This window comes from Streptomyces sp. NPDC047841, from assembly GCF_040704085.1.
Classification (GTDB): Bacteria; Actinomycetota; Actinomycetes; order Streptomycetales; family Streptomycetaceae; genus Streptomyces; species Streptomyces argyrophylli.
On the sequence record NZ_JBEYRP010000016.1, the window covers coordinates 111,434 to 125,993 of the forward strand.

A 14,560-nucleotide genomic window follows, 5' to 3' on the forward strand; every position below is an offset into this window, starting at 1 on the left:
CTGGAGACAGCGCATGCACGTCCTCGGTATCAACGCACTCTTCCACGACCCCGCCGCCGCCCTCGTCACCGACGGCAGGGTCGTGGCGGCGGCGGAGGAGGAGCGGTTCTCCCGCCGCAAGCACGGCAAGCGGCCCGTTCCCTTCTCGGCCTGGGAACTGCCCGAGCAGTCGGCCCGCTGGTGTCTGGAGCAGGCCGGCCTCACCCCGTCCGATCTGGACGCCGTCGCCTACTCCTACGACCCCGCACTGGCCCGCCCCGCCGACGAGATGGGGCTGCACGACCCCTGGGACCACCTGCGCCAGCAGTACGCCCGCCAGGCACCGGACTTCCTCACCGAGGCCCTGCCCGGACTCGACCCGGCGAAGGTGCGCTTCGTCCCGCACCACATCGCGCACGCGGCCTCCGCCGGGCCGGTCTCGCCGTACCCGGACTGCGCCGTCCTCGTCCTGGACGGCCGTGGCGAGTGCGGCTCCCACCTGGCCGGCCGCTGCGCCAACCGCGAACTGACCGTCATCGGCACCCAGCGGCTGCCGGACTCCCTCGGCCTGTTCTACGAGGACCTCACCCAGCACCTCGGATTCCTGCGCAGCAGCGACGAGTTCAAGGTCATGGCCCTCGCCTCCTACGGCACCCCGCGCTTCGCCGGCCGGCTGCGCGAGTACGTCCACGCCGGCGACGACGGCGGCTTCCGGGCCCGCCCGGTGCCCTGGGCCGAACTCGTCCCGCCGCGCCCGGCCGGCGGCGCCTGGAACCAGGACCACGCCGACCTCGCCGCCAGCGCCCAGCTCTGCCTGGAGGAGGCCATGCTGGCCCTCGCCCGGTGGCTGCGCGAGCGCACCGGCGAGGACGCGCTCACCATGGCCGGCGGCGTCGCCCTGAACTGCGTCGCCAACACCCGGCTGTGGCGGGAGAGCGGCTTCCGGCACGTGTGGGTGCAGCCCGCCGCCGGCGACGCCGGCACGGCCCTGGGCGCGGCGGCGTACGTCGCCGGGCAGAAGGACACACTGGAACCCATGCCGACGGCCGCGCTCGGCCGGGGCTGGAGCGACGCCGAACTGCGCGGGTGGCTGGAGCGGGCGGCCGTGCCGTACGAGGAACCCGCCGACATCGCCGAGACCGCCGCCCAGGCGCTGGCCGACGACGGGATCGTGGCCTGGTTCCAGGGGCGCAGCGAGTACGGGCCGCGCGCGCTCGGGCACCGCTCGCTGCTCGCCCACCCCGGCAGGGCGGAGAACCTGGAGCGGCTCAACGCGGTCAAGGGACGCGAGGAGTTCCGGCCCGTCGCGCCCATGGTGCTCGCCGAGCGCGCGGGCGAGATCTTCGACGGGCCGCTGCCCAGCCCGTACATGCTGTTCGTGCACGACGTGGCAGCCGGCTGGAGGAACCGCATCCCGGCCGTGGTGCACGTCGACGGCACGGCCCGCGTCCAGACCGTGGACCGCGCCCAGGAACCCCTGATGGCCCGGATGATCGAGGGCTTCGAACGGCGCACCGGACTGCCCGTCGTGGTCAACACCAGCCTCAACACCGCTGGACGGCCCATGGTCGACGACCCCCGGGACGCCCTGGAGTGCTTCGGTTCCGCCCCGGTCGACCTGCTGGTGCTCGGCCCGTTCGCGATCCGCCGTGGGAAGGCCTTCGCATGACCGACGCCCCCGCCTACACCGTCGTCGTCCCGACGATCGGCCGCCCCTGCCTCGCCGAGTGCCTGCGCGCGCTCGCCGCGGCCGACGGCCATCCGCCGCACGAGGTGGTCGTCGTGGACGACCGGCCCGCGCCCGACGGCGGCCTGCCCCTGGAACCGGCCGGGCAACTGCTCGACCGGGTGCGCACCCTGCGCACCGGCGGCAGGGGACCGGCCGCCGCCCGCAACGCCGGCTGGCAGACCGTCCGCACGCCCTGGACGGTGTTCCTGGACGACGACGTCCAGGTACTGCCGGACTGGTCCCGGCGGCTCGCCGACGACCTGCGGCAGGCCGGCCCCGACGTCGGCGGTGTCCAGGGGCGGCTGCGCGTCCCTCTGCCCCCGGACCGCCGGCCCACCGACTGGGAACGCACCACCAAGGGCCTGGAGAACGCGGCCTGGGCCACCGCCGACATGGCCTACCGCACCGAGGCGCTGAAGCGGACCGGCGGCTTCGACGAACGCTTCCCGCGGGCCTTCCGCGAGGACGCCGACCTCGCCCTGCGTGTGCAGCGAGGAGGCTGGTCCCTGACCCGGGGCACCCGGGTCACCCGGCACCCGGTCCGCCCCGCCCACTGGTGGGCCTCGCTGCCCGCACAGCGCGGCAACGCCGACGACGCCCTGATGAACCGGCTGCACGGCCGGGACTGGTGGGACCGCGCCCAGGCGCCGCGCGGCCGGCTGCCCCGCCACCTGGCGGTCACCGGCGCCGCCCTCGCCGCGGCCGGCTGCGCCCTGGCCGGGCGGCGCCGGGCCGCGGTCGCCTGCGCCGCCGTGTGGACGCTCGGCACCACCGAGTTCGCCCTCGCCCGCATCCTGCCCGGGCCGCGCACCGCCCGCGAGATCGCCGGGATGCTCGGCACCAGCGTGCTCATCCCGCCACTCGCCGTCCGGCACTGGCTGCGCGGGGTCGTCCGCCACCGGCACGCCGAGCCCCTGGGAGGTGCCGGGTGAACAGGCTGTCCGCCGTCCTGTTCGACCGTGACGGCACCCTCGTCGTGGACGTGCCGTACAACGGCGACCCCGACCGGGTGCGGCTGATGCCGGGCGCCGCCGCGGCCGTGGCGCTGGCCCGGTCCGCCGGGCTGGCGACCGGGGTGGTCAGCAACCAGTCCGGCGTCGGCCGCGGTCTGCTCACCGTGGACCAGGTGGTCCGCGTCAACGAGCGCGCCGACGAGCTGCTGGGGGGCCTGGACACCTGGGTGTTCTGCCCGCACGGCCCCGACGCCGGCTGCGCCTGCCGCAAGCCCCGCCCCGGCCTGGTCCGCACCGCCGCCGCCCGGCTGGGCGTGCCGCCGGCCGAGTGCCTGGTGATCGGTGACATCGCCGCGGACGTGCTGGCCGCCCGCGCGGCCGGCGCCCGGGGCGTCCTGGTCCCGAACGCGGCCACCGCACCGGCGGAGGTGGAACGTTTCGCCATGGAGAGCGCCCCCGACCCCCTCACCGCGGTCCGCGCGGCCCTGACGGAGGCGGGACTCGCCCCGCCGAGGCGCCCCCCGCACACCCCGCCCGCGCGGACGGCACCGGCCGCCGGCGGGATGCGGTGGTCCCGCGAGGGCACCGCGGTGGTCTCCGAGGGCCGGTGGTCCTCGGTGCGGAACGCGGCAAACCCTGCCGGGACGCGACCGCCGTCCGGCCGCGCCGCCCCGGCCTCCGGGGCCCGGCGGTCGGCCGCGCCGGGGGAGGCGGCTGTGGAAGGGTCCCTGTCGTCCGCGCCCGGGGAGGCGGCTCGGCGAGAGTCCCTGTCGTCCGTGCCGGAGGAGGCCGTGCGGGTAGAGGCCGTGCCGGGAGAGGCCGTTTCGCACCGGACGTCGTCGTCCGCGCCGGGGGAAGCGGCTCCGGGGGAGTCCCCGTGGTCCGTGCCGGGAGAGGCCGTTCGGGTAGAGGCCGCGCCGGGAGAGGCCGCCGCGCACCGGGCGTGGCCGTCCGTGTCCGGCGCGGTGCCCCCGGGAGGCGTCCGGGCGTTCGGGAGGTGGCCGGCGTGAAGTCGCTCGTCGTCCGGCTCGACAGTTTCGGTGACGTCCTGCTCGCCGGCCCCGCCGTGCGTGCCGTCGCCGCCGGGTCCTCGCACGTCACCCTGTTGTGCGGCCCGCGCGGCGCGGACGCCGCCCGCATGCTGCCCGGCGTGGACGAGGTGCTGGTGTGGGAGGCGCCCTGGGAGGGGTTCGACCCGCCGCCGGTCGGCCCCGCGGACGTCGACGCACTGCTGGCGCGCCTGCGTGCCGGGGCCTACGACACCGCGCTCGTCCTCACCTCCTTCCACCAGAGCCCGCTCCCCACCGCCCTGCTGCTCCGGCTCGCCGGCGTCGGCCGGATCGGCGCCGACAGCGTCGACCACCCCGGCCGGCTCCTCGACGTACGCCACCGGCGCCGCGACGGCCGGCACGAGGCCGAGGCGGCGCTGGACACCGCCGCCGCCCTGGGCTTCCCGCCCCCGCCCGGCGACGACGGGCGGCTGCGCGTCCTCCCGCCCCCCGACACCAGCAGTCTCACCGGCCACGGCCCCTACGTCGTCCTGCACCCCGGCGCCAGCGCCCCCGCCCGCGCCTGGAGCCCGCACCGCTGCGCCGAGGCGGTCGCGCTGCTCGCCGACGCAGGCCACCGCGTGGTCGTCACCGGCGGCCCGGAGGAGACCGGCCTCACCCGGCGGGTCAGCGGGGACACGGCCGTGGACCTCGGCGGCCGGACCTCCCCGCGCGTCCTCGCCGGCGTGCTGCGCATGGCCGAGGTCGTGATCAGCGCCAACACCGGCCCCGCCCACCTCGCCGCCGCCGTCGGCACCCCGGTCGTCTCGCTGTTCGCACCCGTCGTACCGGCCGGGCGCTGGGCGCCGTACGGCGTCCCCGTCATCCTGCTCGGCGACCAGTCGGCGCCCTGCGCGGACACCCGGGCCCTGACCTGCCCGGTGCCCGGCCACCCCTGTCTGGACGAGGTCACCGGACAGGACGTGGTGCGCGCGGCGCACAAGCTCATCCAGGAGCGGCAGTCATGAACATCCTCGTCTGGCACGTGCACGGATCCTGGCTCACCGCCTTCGTGCAGGGCCCGCACACCTACCTCGTCCCGGTCACCGGCGACCGCGGACCCGACGGGCTCGGCCGCGCCGTCACCTGGGACTGGCCGGAGAACGTCCGGGAACGCACACCGGAGGAACTGCGGGACTGCGACATCGGCCTGATGGTCCTGCAACGCCCGCACGAACTCGACCTCGCCGTGCGCTGGACCGGCCGCCGTCCCGGCGTGGACGTGCCCGCCGTGTACGTCGAGCACAACAGCCCCGACGAGTCGCCGGAGCGCCAGCTCCACCCGCTGGCCGGGCAGTCGGGGATCCCCGTCGTGCACGTCACCCACTTCAACCGGCTGATGTGGGACAACGGCCGGGCCCCCACCGAGGTCGTCGAGCACGGCATCATCGATCCCGGCCCCCGCTACACGGGCACCGAGCGGCGCGCGGCCGTCGTGGTCAACGAGCCCGTGCGCAGGGGCCGTACCACCGGCACCGACCTGCTGCCCCGGTTCGCCCGGACCGCGCCCCTGGACGTCTTCGGCATGCGCACCGAAGGACTCGCCGCCCACCTCGGCCTGCCGCCCGGGCGCTGCCGCACCCGGGACCTGCCGCAGCGCGAACTGCACCGGGAGATGGCCCGCTGCCGGGTCTACCTGCACCCCGTGCGCTGGACCTCGCTCGGACTGTCCCTGCTGGAGGCCATGTTCCTGGGCATGCCCGTGGTCGCCCTGGACACCACGGAGGCCCGTGAGGCGATACCCGAGGGCGCCGGGGTGGTCTCGAACCGCCTCGACGTCCTGGAGGACGCCGTACGGGCCTTCCTCGCCGACCCCGGGCTGGCGCGCCGCACCGGCGCGGCAGCCCGGGCCGCGGCCCAGGCCCGCTACGGAGAGCGGCGCTTCCTGGACGACTGGGAGCGCCTGATCAAGGAGGTCACCCGATGAGCCGCATACCGCACACCGCCGGGCGCGTCGCCATGGTCTCCGAGCACGCCAGCCCGCTGGCCGCGCTCGGCGGGCCGGACGCGGGCGGCCAGAACGTGTACGTGGCGCAGGTCGCCCGGCAACTCGCCAGAAAGGGGTACCGCGTCACGGTGTACACCCGGCGGGACTCGGCGGGCCTGCCGGACCGGGTGACCCTCATCGACGGCGTCCAGGTGGTGCACGTGCCCGCCGGGCCGCCCGCACCCGTCCCCAAGGACGAACTCCTGCCCCACATGAGCGACTTCGGGAACTACCTGGCCCGGCAGTGGGCCAAGAGCCCGCCCGACGTGGTGCACGCCCACTTCTGGATGTCGGGCCTGGCCGCCCTGGCAGGCGCCCGCGACCTCGGCATCCCGGTGGTGCAGACCTACCACGCGCTGGGCACGGTCAAGAAGCGCTACCAGGGCGCCGCCGACACCAGCCCCCCGCAGCGCCTCGCCATCGAGGAGGCCATCGGCCACGAGTGCGCCCGGATCATCGCCACGTGCAGTGACGAGGTGGCCGAACTGAAGGCCATGGGGCTGCCGGAGGACCGGATCAGTGTCGTGCCGTGCGGGGTCGACCCCGACCAGTTCGCCCCCGTCACCGGCACCCGATCGTCCGGCGCCCGCAGGCGGCTGCTGGCCGTCGGCCGGCTCGTGCCCCGCAAGGGCTTCGACCGCGCCATCCGCGCCCTGGCCGGCGTACCCGACGCCGAACTCCTCGTCGCCGGCGGCCCGGAGGCCGACCTGCTCGGTGCCGAACCCGAGGCCGAGCGCCTCTACGGCATCGCCGGCGAGTACGGCGTCCAGGACCGGGTCACGCTGCTCGGCGGGGTCAGCAGGGCCCGTATGCCCCGGCTGATGTCCAGCGCCGACCTGGTGCTGTCGCTGCCCCGGTACGAGCCGTTCGGCATCGTCCCGCTGGAGGCCATGGCCTGTGCCACGCCGGTGGTCGCCACCGCCGTCGGCGGCCAGCTCGACACCGTCGTGGACGGCAGCACGGGCGTCCTGGTCCCGGCCGACGACGACCACGACCTCGGCGCGGTCGTCCGCGCCCTCCTCGCCGACCCCGGCCGGCTCGCCCGGTACGGAGCCGCCGGCCGCGCCCGCGTGCTCAGCCACTACACCTGGGACCGGGTGGCCGACGGCGTGGCCGGGGTGTACGGCGCCGTGTCCGCCATCCACTCGCTCTCGGGAGTCGTCCGATGAAGAGTCCGACGAAGGGGCCGGCGGAGGGGCCGGCGCAGGGTCCGGCGAAGACCGGCACCGGCACGGCGCACGGGAACACCGCCACCGCCACCGCGCACTGCGACGACCTGGCCAAGGCCCTGGAGGCGTTCCGCGACCACGGTCCGCTCATCGAGCGCTGGGGCACCGAACTCGCCCGGCGGCTGGGCGCGGGCGCCCGGCTGCTCGTCGCGGGCAACGGCGGCAGCGCGGCCCAGGCCCAGCACCTTACCGCCGAACTCGTCGGCCGCTACCGCGACGACCGGCCACCGTTCTCCGCGGTCGCCCTGCACGCCGATACCTCCTCCACCACGGCGATCGCGAACGACTACGGCGTCCAGGAGGTGTTCGCCCGGCAGACCGCCGCGCACGGCCGCCCCGGCGACGTGCTCCTCCTGATGTCCACCAGCGGCGCCAGCGCCAACCTGCTGGCCGCCGCCGACCGCGCCCACCGGCTCGGCATGACGGTGTGGGCGCTGACCGGACGGGCCCCCAACCCGTTGCAGCTCGGCGCGGACGACACGCTGTGCGTCGACGCCCCCCTCGGCGCCACCGTCCAGGAACTGCACCTGGTCGCCGTCCACATGCTCTGCGAGGCCTTCGACCAGGCCGTCGAACGGGGGGAGGCCGACCACGGGGCGGCGGACACCGGCGCCGACGGCCGGCCGGGCGCCGACGGCAGACCCGGTGTCGTGGGGCGGCTCGTGGGCCGCGCCCGCACCGCCGGCCGGGCCGCACCCGGCGCGCCCGCAGCACCCAGGAAGGGACGGACATGACCGCCTCGCAGACCCCCCTGCTCGTCGTGGGCGACGCCCTGCTCGACCACGACCTGTGCGGCCGTGCCGAGCGGCTGGCCCCGGACGCGCCCGTCCCCGTCGTGCACGGCACCCGGCGCAGCTCCCGGCCGGGCGGCGCCGCCCTCGCCGCCTGCCTCGCGGCGGCCGACGGACGGCCCGTCACCCTGGTCACCGCCCTCGGCGCGGACACCGCCAGCGACACCCTCCGGGAGCTGCTGGCCGGCCGGGTCGGCCTGGTCGAGGTGCCGCTGGAGGGCACCCTGAGCAGCAAGACCCGCGTCCTGGCCGGGGACAGACCGCTGCTCCGCCTCGACGACGGCGAGGGCCGCGCCCGCGAGGCGACCCAGGAGGCGGTGTCGACGATCGCGGCGGCCGGGGGCGTCCTCGTCGCGGACTACGGCCGCGGTACCGCCGAAGTCCTCCGGGACGCCCTCGCGCACACCGCGGCCCCCGTCGTCTGGGACCCGCACGTGCGCGGCCGGCCCCCGGTCCCCGGCGTCCGCCTGGCCACGCCCTCGGCCCAGGAGGCCCGCGCCTTCGCCCGGCAGCTCGAACACGCCGAGCCCGGCGACGCGGCCGGGCTGCGCACCGCCGCACGGGACGCCCGCGTCCTCGTACGGGCCTGGCGTGCCCAGGCCGTCGCGGTGACCCTCGGCGAACGCGGCGCCCTCCTCTCCCACGGCGAGACCCCGCTGCTCGTGCCGACCCCGGCCGCCGCCACCGGCGACCCCTGCGGGGCGGGTGACCGATTCGCCGCGGCCGCCGCCGGCCTGCTCGCCGACGGCGCCCTCACCGAGGCCGCCGTACAGGGCGCCGTCCACGCCGCCACCCGCTACGTCGCCGAGGGCGGCGCCCGGGCGGTCGCCGTCCCGGACGGCCCGGAGACGGCCGAGGAGGCGCCGGGTGACGGCGACACCACCGCGGACGCCGTGCGCACGGCCGCGCGGGTGCGGGCAGCGGGCGGCACCGTGGTCGCCGCGGGCGGCTGCTTCGACCTGCTGCACGCCGGGCACGTCGCTCTGCTCCAGGCCGCCCGCCGGGCCGGGGACTGCCTCGTCGTGTGCGTCAACTCGGACGACTCGGTCCGCCGCCGCAAGGGCGGCAGCCGCCCGCTCGTCCCGGCCGCGGACCGGGTGCGGGTGCTGCGGGCCCTGGAGTGCGTGGACGCCGTGGCCGTGTTCGACGAGGACACCCCCGAACGCGTCCTCGCCGAACTGCGCCCGCACATCTGGGCCAAGGGCGGCGACTACGCCCGGACCCGGCTGCCCGAACAGCCCCTCGTGGAGAGCTGGGGCGGCCAGGTCCTCCTGCTGCCCTACCTCGACGGCCGCTCCACCACCGGCCTCGCCCGCCGCGCGGCCCTGGCCCCGGCGCCCATGGGCGGGGACACCCGGTGAGCGCGGCACGGCCTCCTTGGTACCGGGCGTCCGGTGCGGGTCCCGGACCGGGAGGCGGGACGGCGGGCGGGACGTGCCTCCGCGCACCCACGGCCGGAACGGTCCGCCGGCCGGGCCCCGGCACAAGCGTCCGGCCGACGCCCCGCACCGCCGGCCGAGACGTTCCCTCCGCGTTCGGCGCCGGGAGTGGAGGTGTTCTGTCCGCGTCCCGCACCTTTGGCCGAGGTGTTCCGCCCGCGCCCCGTACCACCGGCCGAGACGCCCCGCCCGCGGCCCGCACCCCCGGCCGGGTCCCGCCGCCCGCTCGGGTGGGCGGCGCCGGTGCGCGGAGCCCGGTCCGGCGTCCGTCCCCGGCTTCCGCACGCAACGGAGGACCCACTCGGTGACCCCCACCCCGATCCCTGCCGCGGACCGTCCGGCCGTCCTGGTCCTGCGCGCCCTGGGCCTCGGCGATCTGCTGGCCGGCGTGCCCGCGCTGCGGGGCGTCCGGCGGGCCTTCCCCGGCCACCAGGTCGTCCTCGCCCAGCCGCCGGGGCTCACCGAGCCCGCCGCGCGGACCGGCGCGGTCGACGCCGTGTTCCCGGCCGAGGCGCCGGGCCGCGGGGTGCCTGACCTCGGCCACTGGCCCGGCCCGCCCCCCGACGTCGCGATCGACCTGCAGGGCAGCGGCCCCGAGAGCCGCGACGCCCTGGCCGCCCTGCGTCCGCGCCGGCTGCTCGCCCACGCCTGCCCGGACGGCCCGCCGTGGCCGGACCAGGCGAACGAACGGGACCGCTGGTGCGCCTTCCTGCACCACTACGGCATCGCGGCCGACCCCCTGGACCTGCGGCTGCCCCGGCCCACCACCCCGTCCCCGGCGCCGGGCGCCGTCGTCGTGCACCCCGGCGCGGCCTCGGGGTCCCGCCGCTGGCCGGCGGAGCGGTTCGCCGCCGTCGTACGGTGTCTGCGCGCCGCCGGCCACCACGTGGTCCTCACCGGCGGCCCCGGCGAGGACGCCCTGGTCCGCTCGGTCGCCGAACGCGGCGGCGGGCGCGGCCGCGACGTGCTGACCGGCGGCCTGCCGTTCGCGGAGCTGTCCGCGCTGGTCGCCGGGGCGGCCCTGGTCCTCAGCGGCGACACCGGCCTCGCCCACCTCGCCGTGGCCCACGGGACCCGTTCCGTCACCCTGTTCGGACCGGTCTCCCCACGGCGGTGGGGGCCGCCCCCGAGCCCGGACCACCTCGCCCTGTGGAAGCCCGGCCCGCCCGGCGACCCGCACGGCCGCACCCCCGACGCCCGCCTGCTGCGCATCCGCGCCGGTGAGGTCGCCGCGGCCTGCCTGACACTCCTGCCGGACGTGCGCGCCCGGCAGCGGCAAGCGGGACCGGAGGTGACGCATGTCCACTGAGCAGGCCCCGGCCCGTGCGCACCGGCCCACGACCCCGGGCGACCCGCGCGTCACGGTCGCCGTCATCACCCGCGACCGCAGCGCCAGCCTGGTCCGCACCCTGGACGCGCTGGCGGCGCTGCCCGAGCGGCCGCCGGTCGTCGTCGTGGACAACTCCCGCGACGACACCACCCGCCGCGCCGTGGCCGGCCACCCGGCCATCGCCCGCCTGCTGCGGCCGGCCGCCAACACCGGTGCCCTCGGCCGCAACCTCGCGGTCCGGCACGCCGACACCCCCTACGTGGCCTTCAGCGACGACGACTCGTGGTGGGAGCCGGGGAGCCTCGCCCGCGCCGCCGACCTCCTCGACGCCCACCCCCGGCTCGGCCTGCTCGCCGCCCGCACCCTGGTCGGGGACGAGGCCGCCGAGGACCCCCTCAACGCGGTGCTCGCGGCCTCCCCGCTGCCACTGGAACCGGACCTGCCGGGCCGCCCGGTGCTCGGGTTCCTCGGCTGCGCCTGCGTGGTCCGCCGCGAGGCCTTCCTCAGCGCCGGCGGTTACCACCCGCTGCTCTTCTTCGGCGGCGAGGAGACCCTGCTCGCCTACGACCTGGCCGCCGCGGGCTGGGGTGTCGTCTTCGAACCCTCCCTGCGCGCGCGCCACCACCCCGACGACCACGGCCGCACCGGCCGCTCCTTCCTCGTCCGGCGCAACCACGTGCTGACCACCTGCCTGCGCCGCCCCTGGCCGGTCGCCCTGCGCGCCGGCACCGCACTCGCACTGGCCGCCGCGGCCGGCCGGCCCGGAGCGCGCCGCGCCCTGAAGGAGACCGTCGTCCGGTTCCCCGCCGCCCTCGCCCGCCGCCGGCCCCTGCCCCCGCGCGTCGAACACGCCGCCCGCCTGCTCGACCGCGACCCGCCCGGCCGTCCCCGGGAAGGCAGCGGACGATGACCGGGACGACCCCGGCACCCGTACCCGGGACGTGCGGACGGGGACCAGACGAGGACCACCCCGCGCCGGACGGCGGCCACCCCCGGCCGCCCGCCACGGGAAGGCGCCGGACGACGGTGCCCCCGATCCGCCGCCGCCACCACCCACGGGGAGGCGTCGGACGATGACCGGTACCGCTGCCGGGGCCCCCGCCCGGATCGCCCCCGACGACCGCACGACCGTCGTCCTGATCACCCACAACCGCCGTGACGAACTGCTGCGCACCCTCGCCCTGCTGCGCCGGCTGCCCGAGCGGCCGCCGGTCATCGTCACCGACAACGCCTCCTGCGACGGCACCGCCGAAGCGGTGGCCCGGGAGTTCCCGGAGATGACCCTGCTGCGTCCCGGACGCAACCTGGGCGCCATCGGCCGCAACCTGGCCGTGCAGCGGGTCCGCACGCCGTACGTCGCCTTCTGCGACGACGACACCTGGTGGGACCCCGGCAGTCTGCGCCGGGCCGCCGACCTGCTGGACGCCGGGCCCCGGCTCGCGGGCGTCACCGCACGGATCATCGTGGAACCGGACGGCACCGAGGACCCGGTCGTGCGCGAGCTGCGCGAGTCCCCGCTGTCCGGACCCGACTGGCTGCCCGGACCCGCCCTCGGGTCCTTCCTCGCCGCCGCCACCGTGCTGCGCACCGAGGCCTTCCGGGCCGGCGGCGGCTTCCACCCGGGCCTGTGGCTCGGCGGCGAGGAGGAACTGCTCGCCTGCGACCTGCTGCGCCAGGGCTGGTGGCTCGCCTACGCCGAGGAACTCACCGTCCACCACCACGCCTCCCGGCTGCGCGACAGCACGGCCCGGCGGGTCCTCGGACTGCGCAACACGCTGTGGTTCACCTGGCTGCGCCGCCCCCTGCTGCCGGCGCTGCGCCGTACCGGGCACCTCATCCGGACCGTCCCCCGGGACGCCGCCTCCGCCCGCGCGTTCGCCCACGCCACCGCCGGACTGCCGTGGGTGCTGCGCCAGCGCGACCCCGTGCCGCCCGACCTGGAACGCTGCCTCGCCGCGCTGGAACGGGCGCGCAGGGACTCACCCGCCCGGCGGTACGTCGGATGAGACCGCGGCGGTACGACACGCGCGGGGACGTCGTTGCATCCCCCGCACGGCGCGGGCACAGTGATGTCCCGGTCAAGACGCGGCCGGCTGATCCTTCCTCCCCCTCCAGGAAGCCCGATCCCCGTGGAAACCCGATCACCCAGGGAAGACGGTCAGCCGTCACCCGCCCGCGTCCGCCCCGGCGGCCCCGCCCCCCTGCTCCTGCAGACCGTGCACGAGCGCCGTCCCGGGCTCGGCGGCATCAGCGTCCTGAAGACCCGGGGCACGGTCGACGCCTCCAACGCCCGGCTGTTCTCCGAAGCCCTCGCCGAGCACGTGGCCCACGCCGGCCAGGCCGGTGAGCACCCCCTGCTGGACCTGAGCGAGGCGTACCTCGCCTGTGCCGACGCGGTCCGCTCCCTGGACCGGGCCACCGGGGCCCTCGCGCACACCGGTCGCGCCCTGTCCGTCGTACAGCCCAGACCGCACGTCCGGGAGGCGCTGACCTCGGCCGGCCTGCCGGGCATCCGGGTGCACGCCACCCTGGCGTCGGCCCTGGACGCCCTGACCACCCGCGAACCGGTCCGCGAACCGGCCGGGGACCGGGCGGGCTGGCCGGCGTACGAACCGGCCCGCCCGGAGTCCGGCGACCTCGGATGGTGACGGCCCGGCCCGCCGCTGGGCCGTACGGCGCGGTGCATGGCGCGGCCGCCGGCCCGGGGCCTACCGTGCGGGGTGGTGCGTAGGCCGGGAAGAGACCGATCGAGTTCTGTGGGACGTCCTGTCTGGGTGATGCGATGAAACCTTCTTCCGGCCGGCCCCCGGCACCGGCTCCCCTCGTGATCGAGTCCTCCGTCGTCGAGGGGCTGCCCGCCGAGGGCGCCCTCCTGCTGCGCATGTCGGGCAGCCTCGACGCCGACGGAGTCCAGGCCTGGTCGGAGGAGCTGCGCGGGCACCTGGAACAGGCGGACCGCGCCGGACTGCGCCCCGTGCTCGACATGGCGCACGTCCAGCTCGGCGGCGCCGCCGTGCTGCGCGCGCTCAGCGAGACGACCCGGGCACGCACCGGACGCCCCGACCTGATCATCGTCCGCGCCCGGCCCGGGGTCCGCGAGGCGGTGCACCTGGCCCGCCTGGACGGTGTCCAGCTGTACGCCACGCTGGACGAGGCGCTGCGCGAGCTGGCCCGCGCCGCCTCCCGGGTGGAGGAGCTGCCCGCCTGGCGGTCGCAGATGGCGGACCCGCTGCGGCCCTCGTACGAGGACCTGCACAAGGAGGTCCGCGCGCTGCGCGCCCGGGTGCGCACCGCGCCGGTGATCGGCATGGCGCAGGGCACGCTCATGGTCCGCTACGGGCTGCCGGACTCCGGCAGCGCCTTCCGGGCGCTGCGCGAGGCCTCGCAGCGGTTCAACGTGCCGCTGCGGGTCCTCGTCTCGGCCGTGGTGGTGGCCCGGCCCCCGGACGGCGACGTGTGGTTCCCGGGGCGGCGCTCGCTGCCGGTGCCGCAGCTGCGGACGCTGGCCCGCGGCGGCCGGGACCCGCGCTACCGCCGGCAGATGATCGACGCCGTCCTGCACGAGGCGCTGGCCATCGGGAAGGCGCCCGCCGGATACGTGCAGTTCGTGGACCCGGCCGTGAACGCCCTGATGCTGGAGACCCACTACGGCTGCGCGGAGACGTTCCTGGACCAGCTCGTGCGCGGCCGGGGCGACGGCACGGCCGACGCGGCGGCCCGGGTGCGGGGCCGCCAGGTGGGCGTGCCCGACGTCGCGGCGGACGGGCAGTTGTCGGACGACTGCCGGCGCGTGCTGCTGGCCACCGGGACCCAGGCCGTGCACAGCGTCCCGGTGCTCTCCTCCGCCGGCTCGTGCACCGGGGTGATCACCCTGCACTGGCCGGACGCCGGCCACCGGACGAGCGCCGCGCAGGCCGAGGCGTTCGCCCTGCTCGCCTCGGACACGGCGGCCTGGCTGAGCTGGTACCACCGCTCGGTGCTGCTGGACGCCCTCGAACACCTCCACCGGGCGCTGACCCGTCCGGCGCCGTGAGCCCGGTCCGCGCCGGTGTGCGTCACCCGCGTCCCCCTGGG

Annotated in this window: 13 protein-coding genes; all 13 read left to right on the forward strand. The window is 77.3% G+C overall.

Features of this window, described 5'->3' with window-relative positions; translation table 11 throughout:
* Positions 1 to 13 precede the first annotated feature (13 nt).
* The 13 genes from AB0947_RS27070 (at position 14) to AB0947_RS27130 (ending at position 14,519) form a co-directional block, all read left to right on the forward strand.
* The gene (locus AB0947_RS27070; protein ID WP_366752922.1) at positions 14 to 1,648 is read left to right on the forward strand and encodes a carbamoyltransferase C-terminal domain-containing protein; all 1,635 of its coding nucleotides are present in this window, start codon (positions 14 to 16) and stop codon (positions 1,646 to 1,648) included.
* Positions 1,645 to 2,640: a glycosyltransferase gene (locus AB0947_RS27075; RefSeq protein WP_366752923.1), complete on the forward strand. Its 996-nt coding sequence runs from the start codon at positions 1,645 to 1,647 to the stop codon at positions 2,638 to 2,640. The genes AB0947_RS27070 and AB0947_RS27075 overlap by 4 nt, the downstream gene beginning before the upstream one ends.
* Positions 2,637 to 3,671 carry an HAD-IIIA family hydrolase gene (locus AB0947_RS27080; protein WP_366752924.1) on the forward strand — a complete coding sequence of 345 codons (1,035 nt, stop codon included), beginning with the start codon at positions 2,637 to 2,639 and terminating at the stop codon, positions 3,669 to 3,671. Before AB0947_RS27075 ends, AB0947_RS27080 begins: the two co-directional genes overlap by 4 nt.
* Positions 3,668 to 4,678, forward strand: a complete 1,011-nt coding sequence (locus AB0947_RS27085; protein ID WP_366752925.1) for a glycosyltransferase family 9 protein — start codon at positions 3,668 to 3,670, stop codon at positions 4,676 to 4,678. Before AB0947_RS27080 ends, AB0947_RS27085 begins: the two co-directional genes overlap by 4 nt.
* On the forward strand, positions 4,675 to 5,637 hold the full coding sequence (locus AB0947_RS27090; RefSeq protein WP_366752926.1) for a glycosyltransferase: 963 nt from the start codon (positions 4,675 to 4,677) through the stop codon (positions 5,635 to 5,637). The genes AB0947_RS27085 and AB0947_RS27090 overlap by 4 nt, the downstream gene beginning before the upstream one ends.
* The gene (locus AB0947_RS27095; protein WP_366752927.1) at positions 5,634 to 6,866 is read left to right on the forward strand and encodes a glycosyltransferase; all 1,233 of its coding nucleotides are present in this window, start codon (positions 5,634 to 5,636) and stop codon (positions 6,864 to 6,866) included. The genes AB0947_RS27090 and AB0947_RS27095 overlap by 4 nt, the downstream gene beginning before the upstream one ends.
* Positions 6,863 to 7,660, forward strand: coding sequence for an SIS domain-containing protein (locus tag AB0947_RS27100; RefSeq protein WP_366752928.1), 798 nt, complete (start codon positions 6,863 to 6,865; stop codon positions 7,658 to 7,660). Before AB0947_RS27095 ends, AB0947_RS27100 begins: the two co-directional genes overlap by 4 nt.
* The gene (locus AB0947_RS27105) at positions 7,657 to 9,078 is read left to right on the forward strand and encodes a PfkB family carbohydrate kinase (RefSeq protein WP_366752929.1); all 1,422 of its coding nucleotides are present in this window, start codon (positions 7,657 to 7,659) and stop codon (positions 9,076 to 9,078) included. The genes AB0947_RS27100 and AB0947_RS27105 overlap by 4 nt, the downstream gene beginning before the upstream one ends.
* Positions 9,079 to 9,460: 382 nt before the next feature.
* On the forward strand, positions 9,461 to 10,465 hold the full coding sequence (locus AB0947_RS27110) for a glycosyltransferase family 9 protein (RefSeq protein ID WP_366752930.1): 1,005 nt from the start codon (positions 9,461 to 9,463) through the stop codon (positions 10,463 to 10,465).
* A complete protein-coding gene (locus tag AB0947_RS27115) occupies positions 10,455 to 11,396 on the forward strand; it encodes a glycosyltransferase (RefSeq protein WP_366752931.1) in 942 nt (313 codons plus the stop codon). The genes AB0947_RS27110 and AB0947_RS27115 overlap by 11 nt, the downstream gene beginning before the upstream one ends.
* Before the next feature lie 163 nt (positions 11,397 to 11,559).
* Positions 11,560 to 12,492, forward strand: a complete 933-nt coding sequence (locus tag AB0947_RS27120; RefSeq protein WP_366752932.1) for a glycosyltransferase — start codon at positions 11,560 to 11,562, stop codon at positions 12,490 to 12,492.
* 123 nt (positions 12,493 to 12,615) lie between these two features.
* Positions 12,616 to 13,134, forward strand: a complete 519-nt coding sequence (locus AB0947_RS27125) for an anti-sigma factor antagonist (protein WP_366752933.1) — start codon at positions 12,616 to 12,618, stop codon at positions 13,132 to 13,134.
* 134 nt (positions 13,135 to 13,268) lie between these two features.
* Positions 13,269 to 14,519: an ANTAR domain-containing protein gene (locus tag AB0947_RS27130; RefSeq protein WP_366752934.1), complete on the forward strand. Its 1,251-nt coding sequence runs from the start codon at positions 13,269 to 13,271 to the stop codon at positions 14,517 to 14,519.
* The last annotated feature ends 41 nt before the right edge of the window (positions 14,520 to 14,560 follow it).

Excerpts from the sequence above, each read along its gene's own strand:
- AB0947_RS27070 (WP_366752922.1), top strand. The coding sequence starts at position 14 with ATGCACGTCCTCGGTATCAACGCACTCTTCCACGACCCCGCCGCCGCC.
- AB0947_RS27075 (WP_366752923.1), top strand. The coding sequence starts at position 1,645 with ATGACCGACGCCCCCGCCTACACCGTCGTCGTCCCGACGATCGGCCGC.
- AB0947_RS27090 (WP_366752926.1), top strand. The coding sequence starts at position 4,675 with ATGAACATCCTCGTCTGGCACGTGCACGGATCCTGGCTCACCGCCTTC.
- AB0947_RS27095 (WP_366752927.1), top strand. The coding sequence starts at position 5,634 with ATGAGCCGCATACCGCACACCGCCGGGCGCGTCGCCATGGTCTCCGAG.
- AB0947_RS27100 (WP_366752928.1), top strand. The coding sequence starts at position 6,863 with ATGAAGAGTCCGACGAAGGGGCCGGCGGAGGGGCCGGCGCAGGGTCCG.
- AB0947_RS27105 (WP_366752929.1), top strand. The coding sequence starts at position 7,657 with ATGACCGCCTCGCAGACCCCCCTGCTCGTCGTGGGCGACGCCCTGCTC.
- AB0947_RS27115 (WP_366752931.1), top strand. The coding sequence starts at position 10,455 with ATGTCCACTGAGCAGGCCCCGGCCCGTGCGCACCGGCCCACGACCCCG.
- AB0947_RS27120 (WP_366752932.1), top strand. The coding sequence starts at position 11,560 with ATGACCGGTACCGCTGCCGGGGCCCCCGCCCGGATCGCCCCCGACGAC.
- AB0947_RS27130 (WP_366752934.1), top strand. The coding sequence starts at position 13,269 with ATGAAACCTTCTTCCGGCCGGCCCCCGGCACCGGCTCCCCTCGTGATC.